The following is a 24479-nucleotide window of genomic DNA, read 5'->3' as shown; positions in this document are numbered from 1 at the left end:
AATTTAAAATTCCATGCAGCTTTTCTGTCTTCGGTATGTTTGGAGAAATATTCAAGGATATGAAATGAGAACGGCAATACGTGATATTGCGGAAGGAGCAGATATGGGATTGGAAACAGGAAGCGTGCCCGGGCTTTCATGCTGTTTATACGGCGGTGTTGATTTTGGGGAGGATTACAGGGAAGTGACAGGAAGGTTGGCCGTTCCGGAGAAATTGTATGTGTACGTTGTTCCTTTCGAAATACGGAGTCCTTTAAAATCATGGAAGACCTCATTCGGGAGTGTGTCTCGATATTTGCCTGAGACAAAATTATAAGTCGCCTATTCATGGATAAGTATTTGGAATATATCAACGACATGCTACGATGCGATAAAGAGAATCGGAACGGCAGACTGAAACTCGCAACCGGCTGATAATGCGGACTATTCTAAAACAAGTGTGGAAAACTTGAAGACATCCGACGGAAAACCTTGGAAAAAGAAGAACCGGACAAAGTCTCCGCCTTCAAAATAATGCTCTATTATGCCACAGGTGCAGCATTACTTGTCATTCCGGATTGGCTGCCCATGAAATCCACCGCCCGCCATCAAGAAAACGGCCGGTGTCATATGGCAGGTAATCGTAGCGACAGCCCGTCTTTGGAACCCGTTGTCACCCTAAAGGATTTTACTGATATATTATTATGTCAGTCCTTTTTCAAATCAAAATACAGCAAACGGGTTTTCAAAGATTCATCTTGCGGAATATCATAATATTGCTTTTCTATCACGTCTGTTTTATAGAGTGGAACGAAACCGTTTCTTTCATAATACCTGAGAATCTTTTCCTCATTGTATGCATCCACCACGATAAAACGGCATCCTGTCTTGTTATCCTCATGACGGAACCAGTCCTTTATGAAAGCCATCAGTTGCCGTCCTACGTGGCTTGATGTACCCTGAGATTCCAGGTTGACACCCAGTCTTCCTATCAGCACGGCCGGATAGCTGCGTCCACGTTTAGGATTTACAATATTGCGTTGCAGCCTGTTTTTATCAATGGGTGATATTAATCTGGTCTTGATACTGTCATTGGACAAGGTAAACAAGGCCACAATACGATGCGGGATTTCAGTCGTCACCCAACAATATGTTTTCCCAAGGAGTTCATCCGCATACAGATCGGCATCATTGAGAAAAAAATCATCAAGGTCATTCTCGCCACAAGTGAAAGGAAGGCAATTCCTCCGTACTTCCTTGTTATAGGCAAGCATGACACAATCATCATATAAAGAAATACCGTCCATTGCTGTTAATTGAACCGGAATGAACGGGATTTCTCCAATACTTTTCGCAACCGTTTCTTTGCCTCCACTGATAACCGGGGGGTTGCCTTTGCGGCGTTCTTGTCTGCACTGCGTACGAAATCTTCCGCCGTAGCGCCCTCCAAAACCGGAATGTTCTTGATAGTTATAGCCATAATATTATTTTTTGCAAAAATACAACTTTGTTGTTATACAGCCAAATAATAGCCCGTCTTCCACTCTTTTTTTCGGAATGTTCCTCCATATCCGGAAAAGTCTGTGTCACGCCACCCGTTGCGGTAAGCCGTTTTTCTCAAGGAAAGGACAGGTAATACCGGCGGACGTGGATATGGGCAAAACAACCCGCATATGCAATGCAGAGGGAGCAGGAGAGCCTTCACCACAGCCGGAGAGAAAAGTGGTCTCATGCCGGGGTACGGCATGAAAAGGGGGGCTCCCGGACAGTTCTTTTCCTTGTCGCACATGCACTACGTCGGTCGCAGTTTTCCCTTTCCTCAGATGGCATCGCATATTTCCTTCTCCATCTTTTCCAACTTATGGGACAGGATTTCCATGTCGCTGCTGATCTTTTGGTTGGTTATCCGGGCATATATCTGGGTGGTTTTCAAATCCGTATGCCCCAAAAAACGGCTTACGGTCTCGATGGGTACACCGTGCGAGAGCAGCACGGTGGTGGCGTTCGTATGCCGGGCCACATGATAGGTCAACCGTATCTTGAAACCGCACTGCCTGCCAAGTTCCTTCAATATGGTGTTGCATCTGCCGTTGCTCGCTACCGGAAATACATGATCGTCCTTGGACAGCCCCTTATACTTCTCTATGATGCGCTTGGGCACGTCCAGCAGGCGGATGTTGGACTCGGTGTTTGTCTTGCGACGGCGGGTGATGATCCAGAGGTTGCCGTCGAAGAAGGTCTGGAGCCGGTCGGTCGTCAGTGCCTTCACGTCCGCGTATGCCAGTCCGGTGAACACAGAGAAGATGAAGAGGTCGCGTACCAGTTCGCAGGTCCCGCTTTTCACCAGGGTCTCCATCAACGTCTGTATCTCACGCTCCGTCAGGTAGCCCCGGTCAACGCTCTCGGGGGAATTGATGTACCCGGCGAAGGGGTTGAAGGGAAGCGCACCGCTGTTGCGGGCGATGGAGATGACGTGCTTGAGCCCGATCATGTAACCCCATACGGTATTGGTGCGGCATTTCTTCTCCGTACGCAGGAAATACTCGAAGTTGTTGATGAAGGTCAGGTTGAGTTCCTTCAGGGGGATGTCGTCACGGTGATATACTTTCGGGACGAACTCGCAAAGGTGCCTGCATATGGTACGGTAGCGGTTGTATGTTCCCTGCACGCGGCTGTGTCCCACTTTCTTGATGAACTCCTCGTTGTGCTGCTCGAAGAGCTTCAGCAGCGTCTCGCGTTTCACGCCCAGCCCGAGGCAGGCGTCCCTCAGCCTGGCGGCGGTGACATAGCCGTCGGACTGCATCAGTTCCTGGTAACGGCGGTTCACGTCCACGCGTATCCGGTCAACCGCCGCATTGATTTTCTGCGCCTCGGCGCTCTTGCCCGTGGCACGTACCGTTTTCATGTCCCAAAGTTTCGGGGGCACGTCCAGCTTGCAACTGAACTGCTTGATTTCGCCGTCCACCGTAAGACGGCACATCAAGGGGAGATAGCCGTTGGCTCTCTCGCCGCCCTTCTTCACGTAGAAGAGGATTTTGAAGGTCGATCTGCTCATACTCGTTTTCATACTTTTTTGATCGTTACAAAGTTTATATCAAACGAGTTGTCCTCAGGTATGAAAAACTGTGCAAATTACTGAAATAGAATCTATTGTGCCGTTTCTTGTTCCTGTTATATCAGTAACGATATGGGAACTGAAGTCTTTCGCAGCTTTTAGCGGACCTCCTTTTTCAGCTTATGCAGTATTATGAGTTAAACACCTAACTGCTTAATGGACTGCATTCTTGCTGTATTATCATCAACCTTGCTTTTTCTTGCTGCGTTTACTTTATGTTGCTTCATGTATGATTAATTACCTGACCGCCACCTCTCCTGCGGGTATCTTTTCTTAGCGGATGATGGTCAGCGTCCCTTCCTTCACCTTCTTCTCTTTCACCGGAGCATCCGCAGAGGCATATCCCAGGGCTGCGCAGCCATATACCTTATGATTTTCGGGTACACCCAGCTTTGTCAAGAAAGCGCGGACATCGGGGTCGTCGCACGTCTGCCTCAATTGGTTAATCCAGCAGGTATGGGGCATAGAACGAAGCGGTTTTTTCAATGGTCGGGAAAAATGGGCGAAAGGTTTTGAAAACCAAAGGGTTTAGGCATGATCGGGAAAATGGGCTGAATATTTCGAAGCGGTTTTTCTCTTTACATGGCTTACATCTGCTTTACGTTTGAGGGGCTTTTCTTCGGATATTCGGGGGATTGCTTTACATCGGGCTTGCAGATGGGGCTAAAACGGCCTGGAAGGGTTTTATTTTCGGCTGTGTGGCCGTTTTATGGCTGGGTTGATGGATTTTGTTATATGATGGTGTGAACGGCTGTGTGGCCGTTTTTTTGTGCCTATTTTTAAAGATGTTGCCTTAAAATTCTTCCAAATAAGTATTATTTGGTATATTTGCAGCATAATAGAAACGAATATGGCAAAAGTGATTCATGTGCATTTGCTGCATAAAATAGACGGGACGAAGCAGAAAGATTGGTATTTCAGCAGTATATCGGCTGTTTATACGGTTCTGACGGCAGATCAGGTGGGGGCAACCAAGAATTACCTGCTTCATGCCGGGCTGTCTGGTAACGGCACAATATGCACGAAAAAGGCTATAATTAAGCAATCTACGCTCATCTCGGGTGGTAGTAAGGGAATGGTTAGAACGATATAATAGCGCCGTTAGAAAGGCTTGTAGGCGTTATTTCTTTGAATGCTGATTGGGGAGCTTATGGCTCCCTTTTTTTATGCCCCTACGGTTGGTTTTATTTGGTTAGGGGTTACTATTGGGGTTACTGTTAGGGGTTACTACTTCTTTAAGTTAGGGGTTACTTTAGGGGTTACTTTTTCAGTTCTCAGAGGGTACGCCCGAAATAGGAAACTATGTTATAAATGAAAGCAAGTGCCGTTTTTCTCTGTTTTCAGAGAGGAAAAACGACACTTGTTTGTGTGATATACCTTATTATAATAAAATAAATCCTTTGATTTACAGTGTATTTACGAGTTTGCTTCAGGTAAATTCCTTCAAAAGTGTGTGCGTGCGTCCTTTTTTAGCCTTCTGTAGGAGGCATGCGTGTACCACTTAGAAGAACTTGCTGATACTTCCGATTACTTCAAAGACATTGATGATGCGTGATTTGTCGAATTCCTGTTCATCGTAGTCATTGGTGTTGATGGGGATGAAGCGCAGCTTGTCCGGATCCGGCGACCTGCGGAGGATTTTAATGGTGCGGATGGTATCCAACACCACTGCATAGATTTCGCCATATTGGATGTCGTTGAGTGTGCATTGGTGCAGGGCAATGATGTCGCCATGGTTTATTTTGGGTTCCATGGAGTGCCCGGTGACATTGCACCAAAGGCTGGCTTTTTCGAATCCCCTTATTACAATGTTGGTGGCAGGTATGTTTACCTGTGAATTAAACACTTCATCAAAGCCCCCGATAAAGTCCACATCGTAGTATGGTGTACCGATGGATGGGTTCATAGATGTGGTAGGCAGAGTCGAAGAATTTGCTTCGTCTATTGTTTTAATGCCGTTCAAATCATCTTTCAACATGCTTCCTGCACCAGTAAGTAACCAATCGGCAGATAATTCCGGATAGGCTAATAGAATTTTTTCAATATTCATTGAGCTCATGCCTTTGCCAGACACCTTTGCTTTCCCAATAAGTCCAACAGAAAGACCGGCATTAACAGTCATTTGATTGTCATTTATGCCCTTTTTCTCCATGAAATATTGAAGTCTTTCTATAAAATTCATATCCTTATATTGATTTTCTTCCATATTTAGTTTGATGTATTGAAATAATTCTATATATTTGCAGCGTGTTTAAGATGTAAACAGCGCGCCAAATATACAAAAAAGGCGTGTGATTAGCGAATTTTAAGGATTAAAGAAAATGAAAGCAAAAGTAATTATAGCTCAAGCAACAGCCGAGACCGCCGAAGCTCTTTACGGACTGGTCAAGAAGATGGTAGATACAACAGCAATCAAGGCTTATCCCAGTGTAGATTATCAGGCAGTTTTCTTTTCAGCTGATAGATACGACTTAGACTTTGTAAAAAGAGTATTGGCGGATAAGTGCTTTTCTTTCAAAATTGAAGATGCAGAATAATACAATAAAATAAGTGAGTTTATGACACAGCAAGAATTTATGGAACGGACGGGGATAACCCCTACAGCAGAGGATTTTGATTACATCCATGCGGTTTATCTGAACACTTCGATGAACAAGGATGAGTTCTGCAAAGATTTCAAGAAACATGGGGACAGCCGGATTATCCGCGATGTTCATGTGCGAGTGCTGAACTATGAAATGAAATGTGAACGTCAAAAGGAAGTTATCGACAACCTGACCGATTTTCTGATTGGCAAGGCACATGCGTATGACGATACCGATTTCCGCAAAGAAGCGGTAGGGCTGGTCGGTGAGATGGAAGTGGTGAAACGGACCATTGAATTGGGGCTTCCGCTTTGGGATGAAGACAGGATGGTTGTCCTTTCGATGATAGAAGAACAAGGCAAATAGATTGCCGGATAACTGGCAGCCCGGAAAGACGGGCAGGGGCGGCAGGCACGGCCGGAGAGTTGGTAAATCGAAATAAGAAAGCGTAGAAAGCCGTCGGGGTTCGATTCCCCGCGCCCCACGATATAAACTTTTAAAATTTAGAGTTATGGCAAAGAATTTCAATCCGAGAACAGCAGAGAGTCTGTTCAAACAGAAGTTGCGCACGATGATAGGCAGTACGGCACATACGCAGAATATTGCCGACCAGGCGATGGAGCTGGCTGGACAATTCATGACGGAGGATGAGATAAGCAACTCGGATGCCTACCGGGTGATAGAGAATGTGAGCTGTGTGTGTGAGGAAGCGATGCAGGTGCTGGTCGAAGAACTGCAGAAAGGGACACGCCTTCATGAAATACTGACGGGTGATTAGGAAATAGCGGAAGCCGTTGAAAACCTTTGAACGAACGATAACGATTAAAAAGTATGACGATATGAGAAAGCAGATTTTGACAGATAACGAGACCAAGACCTTCTTGATGAAGACATTCGGATGCAGCCGTCAGGCTGTGTGGCAAGCACTGAATTTTGTCCGTGACAGCGATCAGGCGCGCCGGATACGCACTCTTGCCCTGAAGCGAGGCGGCAAACTGACTGACGGGAACTTCATCCCGAACTGCGAAACCACCTTCGAGGAGTGCGAGAAGACCATGACCTGCACTTTCGGTCCCCGTGTAAAACTCGTGGTCCACAGAAAGACCAATGATGTGGATGTGTACGTGGACGGAAAACGGACTGAAACCTACCAATGTGAATTTGTATCGGATTTCATGCAGCTGCAGCACGAGACCCAACAGATGGCATCTGCCTTATAAATAGAAATGAAATGGAGTATTATGGAAAGATATTGTGCATATCCTACAATGACCTGACTTACGATGACCGACCGGTGATGGTGAACGGAAAGGCAGACTACAGCAGAAGCCGCACGCTGAAAGGAGTTCATCCTTCCACTCTTTCCGAAGAAGAACTTGCTCCCATCATGTCGATACCCAATTACAAGAAGTTAGCGGCAAAGGAGAAAATCAATGTAGTTCGATCCGGAAGAGGTCTGGGAGGTTACGTTTTGGTAGAAATAGCCACCATGCCCCTACGGTTTCAGGAAAGGATAAAACTAAAATACGGAGATATGAAAGAAGACGTAATAAGAAACTGGCTCGGCAGCCATTACCACATCGATGCGAAAGCCCGGGAATTTTACACCCGGTTCCGTTTTGACAACGGAGATACACTGCCACCGGAACACATCCAAGAATATACGGTAAACGCTTCGGTAATTGAGGCAGTGATGCGTGCCATGGAGGATGCCACGTTTATGCGAAAGGCCATGAAGGCCGGGCCGGTGAACTGGGGCGAACTGGCAGGAGCCATCAGTTACTACCAAGCAGAGTTCGGACATACCTTGCCTGTCAGTTCCAACCGCTTCAAGAAGCGTGTGAATGACTTCAAGGCCAACGGCTATGAAAGCCTTATCAGCCGCAAGTTCATGAACCAGAACCGCCGGAAAGTGACCTATGACATTGAACGCCTGCTGCTGAGCATCGATGCCCAACCGGAGCAGCCCTTCAATACCACCGTGTGGGAACAGTACAATCTATTTGTGCAAGGAGAACTGGAGCTATATGACCCCGAAACCGGCGAGGTGTTGAATCCGGCAGACTTTACCGACAAGGATGGAAATCCGCTGGTATTGAGCCCGGCCACAGTAGCCAACTACCTGAACAACCCCAAGAACAAGGCCCTTCGCGGTAAGCTGCACATGAGCCAATGGGATTTCAACAATGCCTACCGTCCTTATCATCTGCGCAGCATCGGTGAATATTCCTTGAGTAAGGTTTCTCTTGACGACCGCGACCTGCCGCGCCCAATGAAGGATGGCAACCGAGTGAAAGCCTATTATGCCTACGATGTGGTGAGCGGTGCTGTGGTGGGATATGCCTACAACCGGTACAAGACTACCGAGTTATTTTTAGACTGCATGCGAAACATGTTCCAGACCCTGGACCGGAACGGCATGTATATCCCCGCCGAGTTAGAAGTGGAACACCACCTGGTAAGCGACTTTGCCGACGGATTGATGCAAGCCGGTACCGTCTTCCCCCTGATCCGCTGGTGTAACCCCGGGAACTCGCGTGAAAAACGTGCCGAGCACAAGAACCGCGAAAAGAAATACGGTGTGGAGAAACGCACGCAGGTAGGTATCGGCCGATGGTATGCCAAGCTGGAGGCCAACCGCCCGAAGGAAGAAAAGGTGTATGACGAAAAGAACAACACCTACAAGGTGAAGACCTATAGTTATGAAGAATTGGTAGCCGATGATATACGCGCCATTGAGACCTTCAACGCACAGCCTCACCCCAACCAAAAGCGCTATCCGGGCATGAGCCGTTGGGATGTGCTTTGCGCCCATCAGAACCCGAACCTTGCACCTTGGGACAAGGCCGTTCTTTACCGGTTCATCGGACAGCACACCGAAACAACCATCCGGCAGAACACCTACTGCACGGTGATGTACAACCAATACGGACTGCCCAGCCCGGAAATCATCGAAAAGCTGGAGCCGAGGAACTACAAGGTAGATGCCTATTATCTGCCCGATGCCGACGGAACCATCAACGAGGTATATATCTACCAGAACGGACGATATATCGCCACCTGCAAGCCCGTAGCCCGTTACAATGAGAATACAGCCGAGCAGACCGAGTACGACAAGGCAGCCTATACCGAACAGTCCAAGTATGTAGCTCAATTCGACAAGATGATGAAGGACGGCAAGATCAAGCGTGTGGGCATCCTTGCCAAAGAGGAGGCAAAGCTGATAACAGAGGTACAGGCGGAAGCCGTTCCCCTTCCTGCACAAGCCGAGGAAGAAGATTACTCAGCCTATATGGACATCAGTGCCTTCGAGCATGATGCAGTAGCCAAGATATAATTAACGACGTTAGAACGAATTTAAAACAGCATTCAAATGGAAATAACAAATGAAGTAAAGCAACGTATTGTGGCAGCGATAGCCGCCGACCGTGAAAATTATCCCAGTGACAACCGCCATGCCACGGCACTGGGCATAGCCCCCAGCGTTTACAATGCCATCAAGCGGGGCAATTATGAAAAGCAGGTCAGTGATGCCAACTGGGTAGGTATAGCCCGAAGATTAGGCGTGCAACTGCGTACAGAAATACCTTGGCTGGCAGCACAGACCCCGACCTACGTGTTTGTGAGCAAGCAGCTGGAAGTGTGCCAGGGAAGCGGGCTGAGTGCCATCCTGTGCGATATGCCCAATATCGGCAAGACCTTTACAGCGAAAGCTTACGTGAAGCAGCACAAGCACGCCGTATATGTGGACTGCAGCCAGGTGAAGACCAAACTGAAGCTGATACGCTACATTGCCAAGGAATTCGGTGTGACCAGCAACGGACGCTATAGCGACGTGTATGAGGATCTGGTGGCCTACCTGCGCACGATTGATACGCCCCTGGTTATCCTGGATGAAGCCGGGGACCTGCAGTATGAAGCCTTCCTGGAGTTAAAGGCGCTTTGGAACGCTACGGAACGCTGCTGTGCCTGGTATATGATGGGTGCCGACGGATTAAAGGAGAAGATCAACCGCGCCATCGAAGGCAAGAAGGTGGGCTATACCGAAATGTTGAGCCGCTACGGTGACTCCTACAGCAAGGTGACCCCGGACGATGCGCAGGAACGCGAAAAGTTTCTGAAGGCACAGGCTGCCATCGTCGCAAAAATCAATGCCCCGGACGGTGCCGACATTGCCAAGATTGTTCATAGCACCGGAGGCGGCTTGCGGCGCGTATATACCGAAATCGAAAAATTAAGGAGGATGCAGGCATGATAAGCAAGATAGAAATGCAAGCGATGGATGCTGTTATCGGTATCCATCGCGAGATGAGAAAAGCGAATGAGATAGACTGGGAACAGCGCAGATATGAAATTGCCAAAAGCATGCTTCCGGTAGTAAGAAGCAATTCATCAGGTATAATGTCTATAAAACAAGTTGCCAGACTTGCTGTGGACTATGCTGATGCTCTTATTGAAGAATTGAAAGGAGGTAACCGTGAAACTGAAGAGAGCCTACAGTCCCGGTGAGGTGCTGAACATGAAGATTCCCCGGTTCGAGTTTTCCGGGGACTGGCAAACCTCGATAGGCAACCCGGCCAAGAGCGGCGTGTGGATTATTTGGGGAGCCAGCGGAAACGGTAAGAGCAGCTTTGTGATGCAGCTGGCCAAGTACCTGTGTAGCTTCGGACGCGTAATTTATGACAGTTTGGAAGAAAGTACCGGTTTGTCGTTCCAGATGAGCCTGAAACGGCACAAGATGGGTGAAGTGAAAAAGAAGCTGATTATCCTTGACCGGGAACCGATGGAGCAATTGGAGGAACGGTTACGGCGCAGAGGCAGTCCCGGAATCGTGATTATCGACAGCTTCCAATACAGCGGCTTGAACTACAAAACCTACAAGGAGTTCAAGGAACGTCATCCCAAGAAACTGTTTATCTTCATCAGCCATGCCGAGGGGCTTCATCCGGCAGGTAGAAGCGCCCGCAAGGTGGAATATGATGCCGATGTGAAAATCATGGTAAGCTGTTTCAAAGCCTGGTGCAAAAGCCGCTTTATGGAGCGGCCCGGTGAGCCCTACGTGATATGGGAAGAAGGTGCTGCCAAAACATTGAAGGACGATAATATGGAGGATTATTTGAATGATGGAATGGGAGAATAAGCTGTACCAGATACTCCTGAAAGAACAGGAAGCGGAGGCCGTGGTGGACGATTGGGTAGAACGTAACATACAAAGCGACCTCCGTCTGCGCAGGGCCAAGACAAAGGGACACGTAGTGATAGAAACCAGGGATGTGATGTTTGCTCGGAATATTCAGGTATGGCATCCGTCCTGCCAAATAAACATTAAAGATTTGAAGTGATGGAAAAGAAAGAAGAAAAGAAAGTGTGCTGCATCTGCGGCAAAGAGTATGAGGGCTACGGATACAATCCGTTCCCGGTGAAAGAAGAAGGCTGCTGCTGCCAATCGTGCAACTACAGTGTGGTGGTTCCGGAACGGTGGGAACGACACAAGGCTTTTCAACGTGGTGAAGCGACCGGTGCCGGGAAAGTGTACATCAGCGGAGCCATCGCGCACTATGATATGAATGAGCGCAAGGAAGCCTTCAGCCGTGCCGAGGAGAAACTGATGGCACAAGGCTATGATCCTGTAAACCCTTTCAGGAACGGATTGCCGGATGAAGCTCATTGGAGAGCCCACATGCGGGCCGACATTGCCCTGTTGCTGGCTTGTGACTATATCTACATGCTGAAGGACTGGGAACTGAGCAAGGGAGCCAAACTGGAGCTTGACGTAGCCAGTTCGTGTGGCATTAAAGTATTGTTTGAATAACCTTTTAATAGTGAATGTATGGAAGAAAAACAGAAAGTTCAGGTCGTATTTGAATTTGACCGTTCCGAGTATGACGCGTATCTCTTTTTGATGAATCAAAAGAAGACGAAAGAGGTAGAGCAAATATGGAACACCATGAGCGGTGAGCCTGTGGTTGCGGATATTGATTTGTTTGAAGAGGACAGCCAGTCTGTAAAACTTATGATGATAAGTTTGGCAATTCTTTCAGTGGAGAAAAAAGTGAAAGGATGATATGGCACAGGAAGTAACCAATTTCGCCCGGTTCTATGCATTGTTCAACAAACTGCCTTATCAGGGCGATCGGGAGGAATTCAAAAAACAAATCGTGCTGCAGTACACGTGGAACCGGACAGACAGTCTGAAGGAAATGACGGCCAAGGAGTATGAAGTTTGTTGTACTGCTCTGGAGAAACTGAGCGGACAAGACGAATGGCGGCAGAAACTTCGCGAGGAACTGCGACGGAAACGCAGCGTCTGCCTGAAGCTGATGCAACAGTTGGGTATAGACACCACCGACTGGAACCGGGTGAACGAATTCTGCAACAACCCCCGGATAGCCGGCAAGCCCTTTGTTCAGGTTAGTACAGCCGAGCTGGAACAACTGGCCATCAAACTGCGGGCTATCCAACGAAAAGGAGGTTTAACCGATAAATAGAGCAATATGGATAAAAAAGCACATGAAGCGCTTGAGCGCATAAGAAAAGACGTGACCCTTACGACATCCGATATGGAGAACCAGGATGCAGCGGAGTTTTTCAACGAACTGGCCGACTGGGCGTATGCCAATGGGGAGGCCATGCTGATAGACGATGAACCGGAAAAGCAGGATGATTATGAGGATAGATGACCAAGACAAGCTGATAAAAGCGGGGTTCTGTATAATACGAAAGGATGATTATCCAGGCCCGAGGATAAAGATGTGTACCGGCATAAACGGTGGCTGGAAGACATACAAGAAGTTTGAAACCAAAGCAGAAAGAGACAGGACATTCGCTTTGCTGCTGAAGGATGACAAAGTAATAGCTGATTAACAACTAAAATGATTTAAAATGGAAAAGAACAATCAAAGTGTGGACATCAAGTCCCTGAGTAAAGAACAGCGAGCAGCCCTCATGGCCCAGCTGCAGCAAGAAGAGAAAGAAGACCGCATCGCCCGTCGTGAAACTTACGAGGCATTACGCGGTGAGTTTATGCACGAAGTAAAGACCAACGTTCTTGAGATGGTGAATGCCGTGACCGGGTTCCGCGGATGGCTGGAAAAAGAAGCCGATGCCTTTACCAAGGTGATGAAGGAATACGGCCAGGTGAAAAGCGACGAACAGCGCAGCTATACCATTACGGACGGAGACTTCCGTCTGGAAGTGAAAAGCAACAAGGTGAAAGGCTTCGATGAACGAGCCGACATGGCAGCCGACCGTCTGATTGACTATTTGAAGCGCTACATGCAGAACAGCGAGAAAGGTTCTGATGATCCGATGTATCAGATGGCCATGACCCTGCTGGAGCGCAACAAGATGGGCGACCTGGACTACAAGAGCATTTCAAAGCTGTATGAACTGGAAGATAAGTTCGATGAAGAGTATGCAGACATCATGCGCCTGTTCAAGGAAGCTAATGTAGTGCAGCGCAATGCCACCAACTACTACTTCAGCCGCCGCAACCCTGAAAACGGCGTATGGACCCGCATTGAACCCAGTTTCTGCCGTTTGTAGCCGAAACCCGTTAACCCTATAAACAGAAAGCGCCGCAGTTGTTATAATTGCGGCGCTTTTGTTCTTAAAATAGATGGAAATCAGTTATTTTTGTAAGAGAAATAAAATGTATGGGCAAAGGACGGGATAAAGAACTGATCAAGCTGCGTGACGAGGCACTATGCCGTCGTTACTACTATTGGACAGAAATACAGCGGTTGCGGTTCGACGATGCTTTAAAAGTGTTGTCGGAGCGCGAATTCTTTATATCCGAGGAACGTATCATGACCATCATCCGCCGGAAATCACGTGAGGGAACAGACTACAATCTGAAGCCTGTTCCCAAGGTGAAAGCCCCCCGTCTGACTGCCGCCCAGCTGGAACTATTCCCCATAAGATGACGGCATGGCCGATTCATCGTGCAGTGTGAATGAGAACGTCATTTCATAGACCTTGATGTAATGCGGCATGGCATACGAACGGCTTTTCTCGCGTACCAGCGGCGAAGCGTTGTCCGTGCATTGCAGACACTGCAGCGACTTGTATAATTTCTTGGCCAGCTGCTGCCTTTCCCTCACCTTGTCATACGTGCCGGATGCGTAGCTTGTATCGTCGTAACAATCGATGGCCAGCCGGACGGTCAGTGCGGATTCGCTTTTCTGTGCCCCGTATCCGAGGTCGTGCCAGTCGGAGTTTGTATTTCCGATTAATACACAAGGGAAAGTGACCGGGTACTGGTCTTCTTCTGCTCCCATTTCCAATTGTCCGTAGTCCTCGTCGATGAGAGAGAGTTCCGGCATTTCCTGTGCAATCTGTTCCATGATTGCGATAAAAATTTCGTCCATATCGTTATTGGTTTAAAATGTTGGTAATTTCCTGGTCCACCTTTTCCCGGATACGCCGGTTCAATTCTTCGCTTTCGCCCATGAACTGGCGCTGCGGGATGCGGATGTGCAGTTTCTTTTTTTGGGTAAGCGCCATGTTCCTCCAGAACTGTGCCTGCGGATTCAGTTCCTTCGGCTTGGAACGTCGTTTGACGCGTTTCTTTTGCCCTGTGCCGGTTTTTTTTCTTTTTCCCGAAGCCTTGTAGAACTTGGCCCATGCAAAGCGCCTCATGCGGTCTGTGACGGTGACATCGATTTCCCCGCCCCAGTTGTTGATGGGTGCATAGACCACCTCGTTGAATACCCTTACCCGGTAGTCTGCAGGTGTATATCCGACCGATTTGAACAGATGTTTCCTGCCGGAGAGCAGCGTTCCATAATTGCTGGCGGCATCGGAACCTCCCGAGGACAGCCGTTTGGCTTTGGGCCAAGGGTGAAGACCGCCATTGACAAATCCACCCTGCCGGAAGTTATCCTGAAAATGGTCTTTGGCCATTCGTCCTACCATGACTGGCATTTTGCGGCGCATCATACTGTCCAGCCTGTCACGTTTCCGCTTTATCATTTCCGTAAAATCTTTTATGTCCATAATCATCAGTAATTCAAGAATAATTTATAACTTTGCAACCGAGGCTTCCAATATGCCTTTTATGCGTTATGAATATACCGGAACAAGTAAAGAACGAGGCCCGTGTACTTATTGAGCAATACGGTGACACCTTCGAATACCTTGGTATTTATGAAGGCCAGGAAGCCTATGTGTTCAAGTTTCCGGGGGACTCCTGTACCGGTTATCCTTTCGTCTATCTGTATGACGGTAAAGACGCAACCGAAATAACCGGTCCGTTATCCCTTGACGTTATCGATTCATGTATCGAAAATATCGAGGAAGGAGACATCGAATAGCTTATTGTCAATTCTCAGGACTCCCCTGCAGTTGTGGGAAGTCGCAGCTCCTATTTCACATAAATATTTTACGTCTTTCCATTCCATTCCTGAACCGGCAGAATTATCGCTTTGGGGTTCGATATACCTTAGTTCACCATCCGCAAACCGTTGCAGGATTGTAACATGACCTCCTCCACTTTTCCAGCCGATGCACAATTCATACACGCCTTCTTCCTTACATACCTCATTGAAATACTCCATGTACCTTTTAGGGGTCATTTTCAGGTATCCTTTGTGCGCAAGCCAGCTGTTTATACTTATATGTTGCGCCGGAGTACCGTCGGTGTTTTTCCAGACTTCAAAAGCACGTCCATTACTCAGATATTCAAGTTTAGACCCTGCGACATTGCCTTTGGCGGTAATATCCCATCCACGTAATCGTAAAGCGTATGCCGGTGCGCAAGTCTGGCAGTTGATACTGTATGGAGTATCCCGTTTTTTATCGTAATCGCTGTTCTTCCGGTATCTGTTTCCCCTTTTATCGCGGTATATTCCTTTGGAATCCAAAATATACTCTTCCACATGTTTGGGATTTGCATTCTGTTTGTCCGCCTTATCCACATCCATAGGTTTTCCTTTTTTGATTTTAAGAGCCTTTTCCATTTCGAGGTTGTTCCGGGCAATGGCCATTTTTTCCTCCCCGGTAAGGTAGTCCGGCATTTCCGCAATCATCTCGTCAATACGGGCCATAAGTTTATCCACCGCTTTTTGGGCACCCTTGTGGGCTTCTGCCTGATATGGATGATTGTCGGAAAACAGTTTGCCGTCCGTTCCCGGATTGTTATCCAGTCCGGGCTGGGGCTTGTTCTTGTCGTCTTCGTCCGGAAGTGGTGTCGGCTCCTCGTCGGTGGCAGTGAGGTCGCACTTGCAGTTCCACCGGTCGCCCGGTCGGTGGATGTTCCAGAACGTGTCATCAATCGGCCGGATGGTATTCCAGAACGGGCGGTGGTCAGCCCCCGGATGAATGGAGGTGGACGGTAGCCATTTGAGGTTGGGCAGAATATCGCGTTCGCGCAGGAACTGTTGCCAGTCAGCCGCCTGATGCGCCCGGATGACCGCCGTATCATACTCCGTCCGCAGCCAGTGACGAACCTGATGGGAAGCAATGGGCAAGACTTCCTGTACCCATTTGTCGAACGGTTTTAAAATGCCGTTTGAATCCAATAAAAGTCGTGCCATGTCATTCTGCATACGATGTACCTTGAATGCCGAGAATACGGCATTGTTCCGGAGTATGGCATTTCTGAAATCCTCGTCCGGAGTAATGGCCTTGGATTTGCTGAACCCTTCCTTTGCCGCCTTGTCCATCTTTGCCCATATTTCATTGAACAGGTTGATTTCGATTTCGGTTGCCGGATGAAAGTCCCTGCTGTATATGTTCAGCAAGGCACGCCGCAGCACCTCTTCGGAGAAGTCAAACTCCATGGAGATGCTGCCATTATCAGCCGCATACAGTCTGTCGACTACCAGTCTAAAGCTGCCCCGTCTGCCGGGGCTTTCACGAAAAAACCTTTGAGCCAGTTCCGGAAGTTTCTTTTCTGTTTCGGTGTCGGTTCATCATCCCGTCCCTTATTCGCTGGCTCCGGCTCCTTCTTCGGGCTTGGAATCTGGTCGGCTTGTTCAGCCGTCTTTTGTTCCGCCTTCAGCTGCTCGTAATTGGCCGGTTTGTCGATACCGAATTCCTCATAGAGATAGTCGTCGTCGATGGGGATGTTGAAGTTCTTCTTCAGCTGCGTGAGGATGGATATTTTGGTACCGGCATCCGTTTCCTTCGGTTCGGGGAAACAGAACGTACCCCCTTCGGTGTTGATGCCCATGCGCAGCAGAATGTCCGTCATGTCGTAATTCAGCACGTTGAGCACGTACTTCCGGTCGGCCTCCAGTACCTTGTCCTCTACTTTCTTATGAACCGTACCCAAAGCCTGCGTGCCTTTTTCGGACGATTCGGTGGTCAGCGTATTGCCCAGTATCAGTTTGGAAATTTCGTTGTTGCACCGCTCGCAGAGGCGTTCATAGACATCGGCAGACCCTGTTTTGTTTCCGGCTTCCGTGAGTTTGAGTTCCGTGTCCTTGGCATGGAAGAACTGCGCCAGACTTCCGGCATTGGCCGCATCCTCCATGGCCCGCTGGCGTGACTCGTCGTCGTCGGAATCATAGATATATTCCTGGATAGGCATGCCGAATACCTCGGAGAACTGTGCCCAGTCGCCCGTAGTGTTACGTTTGTAGATGACCCAAGGTGCAGCCTTGGCCAACAGCCCCAAATCGGACGGTGAACCCACAAACAGCAGGTCGGTATATTCATTCCAGGAATGGCCGGTAATGTCCGTCTGGTGGCGCAGGATGAGTTCCCTGACCGGATCCACATGCTTGCGTGGTACCAGGTCATAATCCACCCACTCCTGCAGCTTGTAGAACTGGCAGAGCGAGAAGCCCCAGAATTTCGCATCAAGGATGTCACCCACCAGCCGGTTGAACCAGGGCGACTGTATCTGTTCGTTGATTTTATCGTCGGGCTTCCCGTCCACCCGGAATTCCATGTTGGAGCACAGCACGGCATTCTTTCGCTTTTCGAGCACACAGGAAAGGTGGGTATCCATCAGAATGTCCTCGTAGAGGTCATAAAGTTTGTAACGTCGCGAGAAATCGACATTCTCGGCCACCCTTACGGCTGCCATGTAGTCGGAAATGTCCAGCCCGAAGCGTTTGGGCTGTGTGAGCACAATCACATTCGGTCTCTTTTGTCCCGGCAACGTGAAGTTTCCCCCTACGGTGATGATGCCGGCTTTGTTGTTTTTTCTGTTTTTCTTTTTCATGATGCTTGCTTTTTACCAGTGGTTCGTTCGTTTGCGGTTGCTTTGAATGCGGAAATCCGACCTGCCCGCCCTTTGTTCCTCGGGCAGCAGCGGAGCCCCTTCGATTGAAATGTCCTCGTCGGCCACCGCCTTCATCCATTCCACCGCCCGTTCGTAACGATCCTTGCGTACCTGGGAAAGTTTCTGCGGGTTGTGGATGCAGAAGATGTGATAGACCGCCATGTCGATGACCATCATCAGCACGAGCTGGTTACGGTTCTCGCCGGTGGCTGCAAAAATCTTGTTGCAGTCGTAGCGTTTGCCCAGATAACACCGCATTTCGGCAATGGCCCTGTCCTCGCAAACCTCAATGACCGTTTCGTCTTCGCGAACCAGTGCGTCGAGGATGTCTCGGTGGATGCTCGCATCGTAATCGGTAAGTTCAACAAATTTGCTCATAGTCCTATTGTTTTAGAGTTGTCATAATCTTTTCTTATTCCGTTTTCTTACATCCTTCCGTGATCGGAATACGGGCGGTTCAATGCGCCTGATCAGTTCGTCAATGATACGGTTCGCCCCTTCGACCGCATCCGGTCCGTCGGCCGGATAGCGCATGGTCAGGGTGAACAACTTGAATTGATCCTCCAGTTCCTTCATGTGCGGATTGTCCCGTTCAGCCTCGTTGAGGATGAGGTTCCCCTCGCGGTTGAGCGGTTCAAGGTTGGCCTCGATGCGCGTAGCCTTGTCCGTCTTCTTCTCCTCGTCGCCCCGGATGAACAGCGCAATCTTCTGTTCGCGGCGTACTTTTGCCACCAGCGGTTTGAACACCTGTTGGAAGAAAGGGTCCTGCAGCTTGTTGTTCTCCATGTAGCAATAGACATTGGTCTTGCCCCCGACAAATTCAAGCATCCGGACATACCAGTCAATGAACTCCGCATTGAGCGCCTGTGCCAGGAAAGTCTTGATGACGTAAAGCCTGCCACCCAATTTGCCACAGAGCGAAACCGTCTTGAAGGATTTGCCTTTCTTACCCTTGCTTTCGCCCGGTGCCGGGTCGCCATACACCACGAGGAACTTGAATTTGGAGAGTGCCGGAACCTTGCCGTATGCAATGTTTTCGAATACCTCTCCCACGGAAATCGGGTTGTTGAAATATTCTCCCTGTGCCGCCTTTTTGGATATTTTGGACAGTGTGCGGTCGATGTCCTCTTCCGAGTTCTTTTCCGGCCATGTGGAAAAACCGTTTTTGTCGCGGATGTTCACGATGTCCCAGGAGTCGGCCATTTCGCCCGCCCTCACCACGCAGCAGTCCTTGGCGATGATGTTTCCGCAGAAGATGACCAGTGTAGGTTCGGAAATGGACCTTGTGGGATACAGCGCATTTTCCCACCAGTCCCAGCGCTTCTGGATGATGTCCGGGTTCTTGGTATCCTCGTCCGTATCAAAGTCATCGACCAGCAGTACGTCGGGACGTATGGCCTCGTTTCGCGAACCACGCGGAGATTGTCCGGCACCCAGTGCGCGGAAAGAGACCTTCCCTTTGGTGGTGAATTCATCCTCGGTCCATGAGCCCGGCAGTTCCTGTTTGCCGTAGTATGCCATGATGCGTCCGTTGGCTTCGAGATTGGCCCGGTAGGGATCGAGCAGGCGCACCGCATTGTCCTTGCTGTTGGAGGTCAGAATCACATTCTTTTTGCGTCCGGTAAGCGTGAGATTCATGACGATGAACATGGTGACGGTGGATTTGGCCAGCTCACGGCTCCAAGAAAGCACCTCAAACCATTCATCGTGTGCAATGATCCGCCGGATAGCCTTTTTCTGGAAGTCGGCAAATTCATATTTGACATAATTCGGAAAAAAGAACTTGATCCATTCTATGGGATGTTTCTCAAGATATTCCCGGTGTTTTTCCCGTTCGGCTGCCGTCATGTTCCTATCGACCGGTGTAGCCCTTGCGATGTCTTCTTTGTACTTCTCCCAATCGAGGAGAGCGAGTCTGTCAGTCTGTTTCATTGTCTATCCCTTTATAATTTGTCTTTAATGTACGCATCGGCCAGGCGTGTAATTTCCTTTGCCTTTTCGAGGTCGGCCGCCCGTACCCAGTCGATGAGCCCGGTGAGGACACTGATGATGTCGGCAATGCCCACTTCCTGCTCCATGTTGCGTATGGCCGCCGACAGTTTCCCGAGGATGTCAGCCTCCTTGGATGAGGGGAACCGTTCCCCTTCGGGCCGTTCGGCGATGGCCTTGTTTATTTCGGCCACCTGCCGGTAGAGGTTAGCCACCTGTTCCTGCCTTGTGAGCGTAAGCCCCACCTTCTGTTCCTCCCACTTCCCGGCCCGTACCCAGTTGGACACGGACACCCGTGACACGCCCACCCGGTCGGCGATTTCCTGCTGTGTGAGGTTTTCCTTGAGGTACAAAGTTTTTGCCCATTCCTTTTTCTGGGCATTCGTCAAATCTGCCATAAATCGTCCTTTTTAGTTGTAAATCACGTTACAAAATTGCATGAAAAAGCGGGGTTTGTAAAAGCGCGTACGCATGATGACGGGTTACAGCGTTATGATAACGCCAGAAAACGTTATGATGCGGACGCGGTTTCTTGGTGCCATGGGAATGTTCTATTTTCGCACCATCGAAAGGCGGGGAAACCGCTGGTAAAGACATGACGATGAGCAGATTTTTCAATATTACAACGAGTGACGACGGCACCAGTACGATATTCCTGTACGGGGACATCGGAGACTATACGGAGGTGCAAAGCGGGCGCATAGCCCAGGAACTGATGGAAGCCGAACGCGTGAGCCGACGCATCCATGTGCGTATCAACAGCAACGGCGGGGAAGTGTACAGCGGCATTGCGATATTCAACGCCCTGCGCCATAGCCAGGCCGACATCCGCATTTATGTGGATGGCATAGCCGCCAGCATGGCCAGTGTGATAGCCCTTTGCGGCAAGCCCGTAGAAATGAGCAAATATGCCCGTCTGATGCTGCACAGTGTGAGCGGCGGGTGTTACGGCAACAAGCAGGACCTGCAGCGTTGCATGGAAGAGATAGAAAGCCTGGAAGGCAGCTTGAGTGAAATCTATGCCGAGCGGCTGGGCATGAGCAAGGAAGAAGTGAAACAGACCTATTTTGACGGCGAGGACCATTGGCTGACCGCCAAGGAAGCCCTGGACCTTGGTTTCATAGACGACATCTATGATGCAGACCCCGTGCCGGCAGACAGTACACCGGCGCAGATATATACTTTATTCAATAACCGGCTCGTTGAGCCACAAAAAAACAGAGAAGACATGAATCTGGAAGACGTAAAGAAACGCCCGCGCTTCAAGGACTGCGCGAGTGATGCGGATGTGTTCCGCCTGATGGACCAACTGGAGGAAGAGGCAGGCAAGGTACCTATCCTTACGAAAGAGAACACCGACCTGAAGGCCAAGGTGAAGACCTACGAAGACAAGGCTGAAGCCGAAGACCTTGCCGCCCGCAAGCAGCTGCTTGACGCAGCCGAGCAGGACGGTCGCATTGATGCGACTACCCGCCCCATCTACGAAAACCTTTTGGCCAATGACCGCGAGAACGGCGAAAAGGCCCTGGCCCAACTGCCGGTAAAGCGCCGTGTGATGGAAGACCTGCATCTGGAACCGAATGGTGAAGAAAGCCCCTGGAACAGGCGTATGCGAGAAATTAAGGACAAACGTAAAAAGTGATTGAACTATGGCAATAATTGTAAGAAACACGAATTACAGCGGCGAGGTACTGGAACAGTTGCTGACGCTTGCCGCTACGAGCAATGAGATTGTGGAAAAGGGGCTGATCATGGTGATTCCCGGTGTGGAGAAGAAAATCAGCCTGCCGCGCCTGAAGACCGGCAAGATGCTCCAGAAGCGCAAGGAGAACCCCGGCGTGGAGGATTCGAAGGGCAACTTCAACTACGACGAAAAGAGTCTTGACCCGGTGGACTTCATGGCCTTTACGGTGTTTAACCCCCGCACGTTCGAGAACATCTGGCGCAAATGGCAGCCGAAGGGCAACCTGGTATTCTCGGAACTTCCGCCCGAAGCGCAGAACGCCCTGCTTGCCGAGTTGGCCAAGCGGGTACAGTTTGAACTGGGTGACCACTATGTGAACGGTGAATATGGGGATGATGACGACCACTTGTTTAACGGCATCCTGACCCAGATGGCCAAGGATACTGAGGTGATTGTGGTGGACAGCGCAGAATCGACCATGCTGGGCAGACTGAAAGCCATGCGTGCGAAGATTCCCGTGGCCATCCGCAACAACCCGGACCTCCGCATTCTGATGAGCGTGAACGACTTTGACAAGTATGATGACGAGCTGACCCAGCGCGAGTCCAAGAACACGAGCGAAACCGATGTGAATGCCCGTCGCTACAAGGGCATTACCATTGAGACGCTTGCGGCCTGGCCCGATGATCTGATTGTGTGCACCCTCTGTTCGCCCGATGCCGGCGGCAACCTGTTTGCGGCTGTGAACCTGCAGGACGATGAAGACGTGATTCAGATTGACAAGATCTCGAACGCGAGCGAACTGTACTTCTTCAAGATGCTGATGAAGGCTGACACGAACATTGCCTTCGGTGAAGAAGTGGTGGTGCTGGACAAGCGAAGCAACCCCGTGTTCAAGGCGAGCGAGAAGAAGATTTCAGTTGACCCTGCCAGTGTGACCCTTGAGGCAACCGGTGGCAGTGAAGAAGTGACCGTGACCGCCAGCGGAGAATATGAGATAGGCAGTGCCCCTGCCGGCTTCAAGGTGGAAGCGACGGATAAAGGCGTGAAGATTTCGGCCGGTGCAAACAGTGGCAGTCAGAAAACCGGTACACTGACCCTTACGCTCAATGCCGACCGCAGCAAGACGGCCAAGATTACCATTACCCAAAACCAGAAAGGATAAGATGGTATGGCAAAATTGAAGTATCTGGTAATTCACTGTACGGCAACCCCGGAGGGGCGTGAGGTATCATCGGCGGACATCCGGAAGTGGCACACTTCGCCCGTAAGCCAGGGTGGCAGAGGTTGGAAACAGGTGGGCTACACCGACCTGTTCCACCTGCAGGGCGGTGTGGAACGCTTGGTGAACAACAACGAGGATGCGCAGGTGGATCCCTGGGAAGTGACCAACGGAGCCAAGGGGTACAACAGCGTGAGCCGCCACATTGTGTATGCCGGCGGTGTGGCCAAGGACGGCAAGACCCCGAAGGACACCCGCACCGGCTGCCAGAAAAAGGCACTGGAGAAGTATGTGAAGGACTTCCATCGCAGATTCCCGGATGTGCGCATTGTGGGACACAACGAGCTGGCGGCCAAAGCCTGCCCCAGTTTCGATGTACAGAAATGGCTGAAAGAAATAGGTATTAACCAATAATAAAAGAAGCAATCAATGAAACGAATTATGCTGTTTATGATGCTGATGCTGGGAACAGTATCGGCTGTGATGGCCCAAGGGGCCGATGTTCCGGCAACGGACTATGACGCAATGATTGGCACCTTTGCCGGTTTCGTCGGCGGTGTGGTGGTGCTTACTGAAGGGTTGAAAGGTTTGTTCCCCAACATGAAAGGCTGGGTGACGCAGCTGGTGAGCTGGTGTGTGGGCTTGGTGTGCGCGATGCTACTGTGGTGGCTTGATGCCGGATTTGTGAGTGATGTGAGCTGGGACATTGCCTTGCTCTATGGTTTTGGTGCCTCACTTGTAGCCAATGGGGTAGCCGACACGGGACTGGTGCAATGGGTTATCGGACTATTCCGAAAGAAACGCGAGGAAGCAGAATAAAAGGTTGACTGACTAAAAAACGGGTGGTATGGACTTTAGCGAGATCATGAACATTATTCTTAGCGGCGGCCTTGTGGGCACTGCAGCAGCCATCGGTTCCCTGCGTGCTACGGTGAGGAAAGCGAAAGCGGAAGCGATGAAAGCCGAAGCCGACGCAGAGGGTGTGCGTGTGGATAACGCAGAACATGCCACCCGCGTTTTGGTGAGCAATATTGTGGTACCCTTAAAAGAAGAACTGAATGCAACAAGAAAAGACCTGCAGGCCAACAAGCGCGAAATGGCGCGACTGCGCAAGGCCATTGACACTGCCAACAGTTGCCGCCATCATGATGACTGTCCTGTGCTTGGCGGGCTGCGCAAGCAGCAGGAAGAGCACGACGGTGGAGAAGATACAGACGGAATCGGCAAGCACCGACAGCGCGAGCGGAAGCCGACGGGCGGGACTGGTGATGGCGGGTATACCGGCGAGTTCGGTGAAGCTGTCTATACCTGCGGACAGCCTCCGTAAACTTCCTGAAGGTGCCGTGTACCGTGGCAAGAGCGGACAGGCGAATCTGACCGTAGGCAGCGACGACAGCGGGAACATCGTGGCCGAAGCCTCGTGTGACAGTCTGCAGCAGCTGGTGCTATGGTATGAAGAAGAGCTGGCGCGCATCCGTAGCGAAACCAAGAGCGAAATTTCAAATGACGTTCAAACAGTAGAAAAACGCCCTCCGAACCGGATGCGGACGTTTATCACAGGTGTATTGGCCGGCTTATTGGCCGGTGTGTTATTAACCATCAAACTTTATAAACGATGAACAAGAATTTCATGTACGGCATAGGAGCCGTAAAGTATAAGGATTTCACAATCG

General features: G+C 49.8%; 35 protein-coding genes and 2 pseudogenes. 24 read left to right on the top strand and 13 right to left on the bottom strand.

Translation table 11 applies throughout. The features are described from left to right. Positions 1-686: 686 nt before the first annotated feature. From DWY57_RS20260 to DWY57_RS20240, 5 genes and pseudogenes are all read right to left on the bottom strand, one after another. Entirely contained in the window at positions 687-1286 is a 600-nt protein-coding gene (locus DWY57_RS20260) for a GNAT family N-acetyltransferase (protein WP_119962331.1), read from the bottom strand. 5 nt (positions 1287-1291) lie between these two features. Beyond that, complete coding sequence (locus DWY57_RS21010) at positions 1292-1459, bottom strand: hypothetical protein (protein ID WP_165853585.1); 168 nt, start codon at positions 1457-1459, stop codon at positions 1292-1294. 33 nt (positions 1460-1492) lie between these two features. Beyond that, positions 1493-1791: pseudogene (locus tag DWY57_RS21475) on the bottom strand (hypothetical protein); the annotation flags it as partial. Positions 1792-1798: 7 nt separating this feature from the next. Beyond that, positions 1799-3046: a site-specific integrase gene (locus DWY57_RS20245; RefSeq protein ID WP_165853625.1), complete on the bottom strand. Its 1248-nt coding sequence runs from the start codon at positions 3044-3046 to the stop codon at positions 1799-1801. A 321-nt stretch (positions 3047-3367) separates the two neighbouring features. Further along, positions 3368-3550 (bottom strand): annotated as a pseudogene (locus DWY57_RS20240) (NAD(P)H nitroreductase); the annotation flags it as partial. Positions 3551-3944: 394 nt separating this feature from the next. On the opposite strand from DWY57_RS20240, the gene DWY57_RS20235 reads away from it, so the two are divergent. Beyond that, positions 3945-4187, top strand: a complete 243-nt coding sequence (locus DWY57_RS20235; RefSeq protein WP_007751495.1) for a hypothetical protein — start codon at positions 3945-3947, stop codon at positions 4185-4187. Positions 4188-4595: 408 nt separating this feature from the next. Here the strand turns inward: DWY57_RS20235 and DWY57_RS20225 are convergent, their stop codons facing one another. Then, positions 4596-5246, bottom strand: coding sequence for a S24 family peptidase (locus DWY57_RS20225; RefSeq protein WP_048919115.1), 651 nt, complete (start codon positions 5244-5246; stop codon positions 4596-4598). 169 nt (positions 5247-5415) lie between these two features. Here DWY57_RS20225 and DWY57_RS20220 point away from each other — a divergent pair, with 169 nt between their 5' ends. From DWY57_RS20220 to DWY57_RS20145, 16 genes are all read left to right on the top strand, one after another. Then, a complete protein-coding gene (locus tag DWY57_RS20220) occupies positions 5416-5631 on the top strand; it encodes a hypothetical protein (protein WP_007751500.1) in 216 nt (71 codons plus the stop codon). 21 nt (positions 5632-5652) lie between these two features. Beyond that, a complete protein-coding gene (locus DWY57_RS20215; RefSeq protein ID WP_007758936.1) occupies positions 5653-6045 on the top strand; it encodes a hypothetical protein in 393 nt (130 codons plus the stop codon). 145 nt (positions 6046-6190) lie between these two features. Further along, a complete protein-coding gene (locus tag DWY57_RS20210; protein WP_007751507.1) occupies positions 6191-6457 on the top strand; it encodes a hypothetical protein in 267 nt (88 codons plus the stop codon). 61 nt (positions 6458-6518) lie between these two features. Further along, positions 6519-6899: a hypothetical protein gene (locus tag DWY57_RS20205; protein WP_007758937.1), complete on the top strand. Its 381-nt coding sequence runs from the start codon at positions 6519-6521 to the stop codon at positions 6897-6899. Positions 6900-6910: 11 nt separating this feature from the next. Then, complete coding sequence (locus tag DWY57_RS20200; protein WP_032558185.1) at positions 6911-9016, top strand: hypothetical protein; 2106 nt, start codon at positions 6911-6913, stop codon at positions 9014-9016. Positions 9017-9052: 36 nt separating this feature from the next. Continuing rightward, positions 9053-9934 carry an ATP-binding protein gene (locus DWY57_RS20195; RefSeq protein ID WP_007751516.1) on the top strand — a complete coding sequence of 294 codons (882 nt, stop codon included), beginning with the start codon at positions 9053-9055 and terminating at the stop codon, positions 9932-9934. Beyond that, positions 9931-10188, top strand: coding sequence for a hypothetical protein (locus DWY57_RS20190; RefSeq protein ID WP_007751518.1), 258 nt, complete (start codon positions 9931-9933; stop codon positions 10186-10188). Before DWY57_RS20195 ends, DWY57_RS20190 begins: the two co-directional genes overlap by 4 nt. Then, positions 10157-10819: an ATP-binding protein gene (locus DWY57_RS20185; RefSeq protein ID WP_032558186.1), complete on the top strand. Its 663-nt coding sequence runs from the start codon at positions 10157-10159 to the stop codon at positions 10817-10819. Before DWY57_RS20190 ends, DWY57_RS20185 begins: the two co-directional genes overlap by 32 nt. Continuing rightward, positions 10800-11021: a hypothetical protein gene (locus DWY57_RS20180; protein ID WP_007751522.1), complete on the top strand. Its 222-nt coding sequence runs from the start codon at positions 10800-10802 to the stop codon at positions 11019-11021. Before DWY57_RS20185 ends, DWY57_RS20180 begins: the two co-directional genes overlap by 20 nt. A 188-nt stretch (positions 11022-11209) precedes the next feature. Then, the gene (locus DWY57_RS21645) at positions 11210-11491 is read left to right on the top strand and encodes a DUF4406 domain-containing protein (RefSeq protein ID WP_306434009.1); all 282 of its coding nucleotides are present in this window, start codon (positions 11210-11212) and stop codon (positions 11489-11491) included. Positions 11492-11509: 18 nt separating this feature from the next. Continuing rightward, positions 11510-11743, top strand: a complete 234-nt coding sequence (locus DWY57_RS20170) for a hypothetical protein (RefSeq protein ID WP_007562534.1) — start codon at positions 11510-11512, stop codon at positions 11741-11743. A gap of 1 nt (position 11744) precedes the next feature. Next, the gene (locus tag DWY57_RS20165) at positions 11745-12167 is read left to right on the top strand and encodes a hypothetical protein (RefSeq protein WP_007562532.1); all 423 of its coding nucleotides are present in this window, start codon (positions 11745-11747) and stop codon (positions 12165-12167) included. A gap of 6 nt (positions 12168-12173) precedes the next feature. Beyond that, positions 12174-12359 (top strand): hypothetical protein, encoded by a 186-nt coding sequence (locus DWY57_RS20160; RefSeq protein WP_007562531.1) that lies wholly within the window; start codon positions 12174-12176, stop codon positions 12357-12359. Beyond that, complete coding sequence (locus tag DWY57_RS20155) at positions 12346-12543, top strand: hypothetical protein (RefSeq protein WP_007562529.1); 198 nt, start codon at positions 12346-12348, stop codon at positions 12541-12543. Before DWY57_RS20160 ends, DWY57_RS20155 begins: the two co-directional genes overlap by 14 nt. Positions 12544-12561: 18 nt before the next feature. Further along, positions 12562-13224: a DUF3164 family protein gene (locus DWY57_RS20150; protein WP_007751532.1), complete on the top strand. Its 663-nt coding sequence runs from the start codon at positions 12562-12564 to the stop codon at positions 13222-13224. Between the two features lie 110 nt (positions 13225-13334). Beyond that, positions 13335-13604: a hypothetical protein gene (locus tag DWY57_RS20145; protein ID WP_007562525.1), complete on the top strand. Its 270-nt coding sequence runs from the start codon at positions 13335-13337 to the stop codon at positions 13602-13604. Here DWY57_RS20145 and DWY57_RS20140 read toward each other — a convergent pair. Beyond that, positions 13587-14048 (bottom strand): hypothetical protein, encoded by a 462-nt coding sequence (locus DWY57_RS20140; protein ID WP_007562523.1) that lies wholly within the window; start codon positions 14046-14048, stop codon positions 13587-13589. The two genes, DWY57_RS20145 and DWY57_RS20140, sit on opposite strands and share 18 nt — an antisense overlap. Before the next feature lie 4 nt (positions 14049-14052). Next, positions 14053-14676 carry a hypothetical protein gene (locus tag DWY57_RS20135; RefSeq protein ID WP_172772470.1) on the bottom strand — a complete coding sequence of 208 codons (624 nt, stop codon included), beginning with the start codon at positions 14674-14676 and terminating at the stop codon, positions 14053-14055. 68 nt (positions 14677-14744) lie between these two features. On the opposite strand from DWY57_RS20135, the gene DWY57_RS20130 reads away from it, so the two are divergent. Continuing rightward, a complete protein-coding gene (locus DWY57_RS20130; protein ID WP_007562519.1) occupies positions 14745-14993 on the top strand; it encodes a hypothetical protein in 249 nt (82 codons plus the stop codon). Here DWY57_RS20130 and DWY57_RS20125 read toward each other — a convergent pair. From DWY57_RS20125 to DWY57_RS20105, 5 genes are read right to left on the bottom strand one after another with little or no spacing between them, the layout of a single operon-like run. Beyond that, positions 14955-16460, bottom strand: a complete 1506-nt coding sequence (locus DWY57_RS20125; RefSeq protein ID WP_117892728.1) for a toxin glutamine deamidase domain-containing protein — start codon at positions 16458-16460, stop codon at positions 14955-14957. The two genes, DWY57_RS20130 and DWY57_RS20125, sit on opposite strands and share 39 nt — an antisense overlap. A gap of 38 nt (positions 16461-16498) precedes the next feature. Further along, a complete protein-coding gene (locus DWY57_RS20120) occupies positions 16499-17851 on the bottom strand; it encodes a DUF935 family protein (RefSeq protein WP_007562517.1) in 1353 nt (450 codons plus the stop codon). A 12-nt stretch (positions 17852-17863) separates the two neighbouring features. Then, entirely contained in the window at positions 17864-18289 is a 426-nt protein-coding gene (locus DWY57_RS20115) for a phage protein Gp36 family protein (RefSeq protein WP_007562516.1), read from the bottom strand. A 21-nt stretch (positions 18290-18310) separates the two neighbouring features. After that, entirely contained in the window at positions 18311-19843 is a 1533-nt protein-coding gene (locus DWY57_RS20110; RefSeq protein ID WP_007562515.1) for a hypothetical protein, read from the bottom strand. Positions 19844-19854: 11 nt separating this feature from the next. Further along, positions 19855-20298 (bottom strand): helix-turn-helix domain-containing protein, encoded by a 444-nt coding sequence (locus tag DWY57_RS20105; RefSeq protein WP_007562513.1) that lies wholly within the window; start codon positions 20296-20298, stop codon positions 19855-19857. 203 nt (positions 20299-20501) lie between these two features. Here DWY57_RS20105 and DWY57_RS20100 point away from each other — a divergent pair, with 203 nt between their 5' ends. The 6 genes from DWY57_RS20100 to DWY57_RS20075 are packed head-to-tail and all read left to right on the top strand — an operon-like array spanning position 20502 to position 24425. Beyond that, positions 20502-21542, top strand: coding sequence for a head maturation protease, ClpP-related (locus tag DWY57_RS20100; protein WP_022199168.1), 1041 nt, complete (start codon positions 20502-20504; stop codon positions 21540-21542). Between the two features lie 7 nt (positions 21543-21549). Continuing rightward, positions 21550-22749 carry a BACON domain-containing protein gene (locus DWY57_RS20095; protein WP_007562509.1) on the top strand — a complete coding sequence of 400 codons (1200 nt, stop codon included), beginning with the start codon at positions 21550-21552 and terminating at the stop codon, positions 22747-22749. Positions 22750-22755: 6 nt separating this feature from the next. Next, complete coding sequence (locus DWY57_RS20090; RefSeq protein WP_007562507.1) at positions 22756-23220, top strand: N-acetylmuramoyl-L-alanine amidase; 465 nt, start codon at positions 22756-22758, stop codon at positions 23218-23220. Positions 23221-23235: 15 nt separating this feature from the next. After that, positions 23236-23625, top strand: a complete 390-nt coding sequence (locus tag DWY57_RS20085) for a hypothetical protein (RefSeq protein ID WP_007562505.1) — start codon at positions 23236-23238, stop codon at positions 23623-23625. Positions 23626-23653: 28 nt separating this feature from the next. Then, a complete protein-coding gene (locus DWY57_RS20080) occupies positions 23654-24133 on the top strand; it encodes a hypothetical protein (protein WP_007562503.1) in 480 nt (159 codons plus the stop codon). After that, complete coding sequence (locus DWY57_RS20075; protein WP_224205180.1) at positions 24099-24425, top strand: hypothetical protein; 327 nt, start codon at positions 24099-24101, stop codon at positions 24423-24425. The genes DWY57_RS20080 and DWY57_RS20075 overlap by 35 nt, the downstream gene beginning before the upstream one ends. Positions 24426-24479: the final 54 nt, after the last annotated feature.

The sequence above is a fragment of the Bacteroides sp. AF25-5LB genome (genome assembly GCF_003602965.1).
Lineage (GTDB): Bacteria > Bacteroidota > Bacteroidia > Bacteroidales > Bacteroidaceae > Bacteroides > Bacteroides uniformis.
Note: the sequence above shows the minus strand (reverse complement) of the source record. Positions and strands in the feature narration are given on the sequence as shown.